Source organism: Streptomyces alkaliterrae (assembly GCF_007097205.2).
Classification (GTDB): Bacteria; Actinomycetota; Actinomycetes; order Streptomycetales; family Streptomycetaceae; genus Streptomyces; species Streptomyces alkaliterrae.
This window is the reverse complement of the sequence record NZ_VJYK02000444.1, coordinates 1-3228: the sequence shown is the minus strand read 5'-3', so window position 1 is coordinate 3228 and position 3228 is coordinate 1. Positions and strand designations below refer to the sequence as shown.

General features: G+C 74.6%; 3 protein-coding genes. 2 read left to right on the top strand and 1 reads right to left on the bottom strand.

Annotated features, from left to right (window positions below; all coding sequences use genetic code 11):
- Nucleotides 1-153 precede the first annotated feature (153 nt).
- Nucleotides 154-1164: a zinc-binding dehydrogenase gene (locus tag FNX44_RS25310; protein ID WP_143651316.1), complete on the top strand. Its 1011-nt coding sequence runs from the start codon at nt 154-156 to the stop codon at nt 1162-1164.
- A gap of 185 nt (nt 1165-1349) precedes the next feature.
- Here the strand turns inward: FNX44_RS25310 and FNX44_RS25305 are convergent, their stop codons facing one another.
- Nucleotides 1350-2078, bottom strand: a complete 729-nt coding sequence (locus FNX44_RS25305) for a peptidoglycan recognition protein family protein (protein ID WP_143651315.1) — start codon at nt 2076-2078, stop codon at nt 1350-1352.
- Between the two features lie 168 nt (nt 2079-2246).
- Between FNX44_RS25305 and FNX44_RS25300 the strand changes: the two genes are divergently transcribed.
- A partial coding sequence (locus FNX44_RS25300) for a serine/threonine-protein kinase (RefSeq protein WP_143651314.1) occupies nt 2247-3228 on the top strand: 982 nt, incomplete at its 3' end.

Below are 3228 nucleotides of genomic sequence, written 5' to 3'. Positions count from 1 at the left end.
GGGCAGACCGGGCCGGTGTTGTCCATGGGGACATCGTGACCGAAGGGTGTGACAACGGGACCGGAAGCCGGGGCTTGACCTCAAGGGAACTTGAGGTCGGACGATGAGCGGGCGATCAACCGACCGTCAGCCACGATCAACTCGGGAGCCGTCATGCGTGCCATCCGTCTTCACTCCTTCGGTCCGGCCGAGAACCTGCGGTACGAGGAAGCGCCGGACCCCGTCCCCGCCGAGGGCGAGGTCCGGATCAGGGTCGCCGCCGCCGGTGTGCACCTTGTGGACACCGCGCTGCGGGAGGGGCTGGCGCTGGGGCCGACGCCGGTACCCGTCGCGCTGCCGACGATCCCCGGGCGGGAGGTCGCCGGAACGGTGGACGCCGTCGGGCCGGGCGTGGCCGAGACGTGGCGGGGCCGCCGGGTGGTGGCGCACCTGGGCATGGCTCCCGGCGGCTACGCGGAGCTGGCCGTCACGGGCGCGGAGCGGCTACACGTGCTACCGGACGCGGTGTCGGAGGCCCACGCCCTCGCCATGGTCGGCACAGGACGCACCGCGATGGGCGTCCTCCAGTTCGCCGAGCTGGGCCCGGAGGACACCGTGGTGGTGCTGGCGGCGGCCGGCGGTATCGGCAACCTGCTGGTGCAGTACGCCAGATCGGCCGGCGCCCGCGTGGTCGGTGTGGCCGGTGGGCCGGAGAAGGTGGCCGCCGTCCGGGGCGTCGGCGCCGACCTGGCGGTGGACTACACGGACCCGGGCTGGGCCGAACGGGTCACGGAGAAGTTCGGCAGGCGACCGGCGACGTATCTGTTGGAGGGCGTCGGCGGGCCCGCGGCGCGTACGGCGATCGGGCTGCTCGCGAAGGGCGGCACGCACCTGTCGTACGGGTACGCCGCCACCGGCTTTGATCCGGACGGTCAGGCGGTGCTGCCGCCGGAGGAGGCGGCGCGGCTGGGAGTCGACTCCCGCTCGGTGCTGGGGCCGCCGATGTTCGAGCGGATCGGCGGGATGGAGAACGTCCGGGTGCTGGAGGAGCGGGCGCTGGGGCTGGTCGCGGCCGGCACGGTGACGCCGCTGGTGCGGCGCTACCCGCTGGCCGAGGCGGCCCGGGCGCACCGGGAGCTGGAGTTGCGCGGCACGGTCGGCAAGGTCGTGCTGGTTCCGGTGTGAGCCACCCGTCGGGACCCCGTCGCCGCGCGCCCGGCGCCGGGCGGGCCTACGGTGCGGACATGGGCAGGAGATGGCTGGTCTGGGCGGCGATGCTGTGCGTGGTGCTGCTGGTCGTGGTGGTGATCATGATCCAGCTGGCCGACCGGCGCGGTGACCGGGACGGCCGCTACCACGCACCGCCGCCCTCACCGGGCGCGGAGGTCCGCGACAGCTCGGCGCAGTTCGGGGAGGCGGGCGGCGAAGGCGTCGCCCGGGCAGTGGGTGGGGAAGCTGTCGCGGTGGCCGGATATCACCGATAGCCGGACGGCGGTGCCCTCGGGGAATCGGCTCTCGTTGTTGGTGGACACCAGCCGGACGGTGCCGCGCGGATCGACGTGCGGCGCGAGTTTCCACGCCGCGACGGCCGCCAGGGCCGCCAGGGCCCGCCGCGGCACGTCCGCGGAGCCGCCGAAGGTGCCGATGACGGCGATGCCCACGCTCTCGGTGTTGAACCCCTTGCTGTGCGCGCCGCGCACGGCCCGGTCGACGCCGCCCGCCCGGCCCTCGTAGACCGTGCCGCAGCGGTCGACGACGAAGTTGTAGCCGAGGTCGTCCCAGCCCATCCGCCGCACGTGGTCACGCTGCATGGCGCGCAGGATCTCGGGGACGTCGGCGCACCGGTAGTTGTTGCCGTGCCCGGTGTGGTGGACGACGACGGCGCGCACCGCGCGGTTGTAGCCGGACGGTTCCCTGACCAGTTCCTCGTCGGCGCGCCAGGCGGCGCGCGGCACGATGGCCGGGCGGGGGGCCGCCCAGGTCACCCGCCGTTCCTGTACCGCGTCCGGCCGGGGACCGGTGGCCGGCGGGGTGTCCCCCATCGTCAGTACGGCCACCAGCAGCACCCCCGTGGCCGGCGCGACCCGTTGGAACCGCATAGGCCCACCGTGCGCCCGCCGACGTCCGGAGGGGAGCAGGACGTAGGCCGTTCGGGTGAGTTTCCCGTGGTGTCGCCGGACGCGCGAAGCGGTGCCCGGCCCCGACTATCCTCGGGTTCCGGGCCCGTCGCACGTGGGCCAGTCCGGACGGGGGAGGGCGTACGCCACATGGAGCAGCTCGGAGCGGCGGATCCGCGACGCGTCGGCGGCTACCGGCTGTTGGGGCGGCTGGGCGCCGGCGGCATGGGCCAGGTGTACCTGGCCAGATCGGACCGCGGCCGGACGGCGGCGGTCAAACTGGTCCGCGCCGAGCTGGCCGAGCAGGACGAGTTCCGCCGGCGGTTCCGGCACGAGGTGCGGGCCGCGCAGCGGGTGGGCGGAGTGTGGACGGCGCCGGTGCTGGACGCCGACACCGAGGCGCCGGTGCCGTGGGTGGCCACCGGCTACGTCGCGGGGCCGAGCCTGTACGGCGTGGTGGCGCGGGATCACGGGCCACTGGCGGAACGCTCGTTGCGGGTGTTGACCGCCGGGCTCGCGCTGGCGCTGAAGGACATCCACACGGCGGGTCTTGTGCACCGCGACCTCAAACCGTCCAACGTGCTGGTGACGATCGACGGGCCGCGGGTCATCGACTTCGGGATCGCCAGGGCGTTGGAGACCGTCGCCGACGGCGGGCTGACCCGCACCGGGGCGGTGATCGGCTCGCCGGGCTTCATGGCGCCGGAGCAGGTGCGCGGCAGCCGGGTGGAACCGCCGTGCGACGTGTTCGCGCTCGGTTCGGTGCTGGCGTTCGCGTCGAGCGGGCGGATGCCGTTCGGTAACGCCGACAGCGGCGCGCACGCCCTGATGTACCGGATCGCCGAGGGGGAGCCGGACCTTGACGACGTGCCGGAGGGCATCGTCGACCTCATCCGCGACTGCCTGCGGAAGGACCCGGCGGCGCGGCCGACACCGGACGAGTTGCTGGACCGCTCGGGCGCGGCGGACGCCGTGCGGGACGGCCGGGTGCTGGACCCGTGGCTGCCACCGGCGCTGGTCGCGCAGCTCGGGCGGCACGCCGTCGAGCTGCTGGAGCGCGAGCACACGGACGTCGACCCCCCGGAAGGCGCCGCTGCGGGTGAAGCCCCCACCACCGCGCACCAACCGGCCC

Coding starts and splice junctions, on each gene's coding strand:
- FNX44_RS25310 (WP_143651316.1), top strand. CDS start 154: ATGCGTGCCATCCGTCTTCACTCCTTCGGTCCGGCCGAGAACCTGCGG.
- FNX44_RS25305 (WP_143651315.1), bottom strand. CDS start 2,078: ATGCGGTTCCAACGGGTCGCGCCGGCCACGGGGGTGCTGCTGGTGGCC.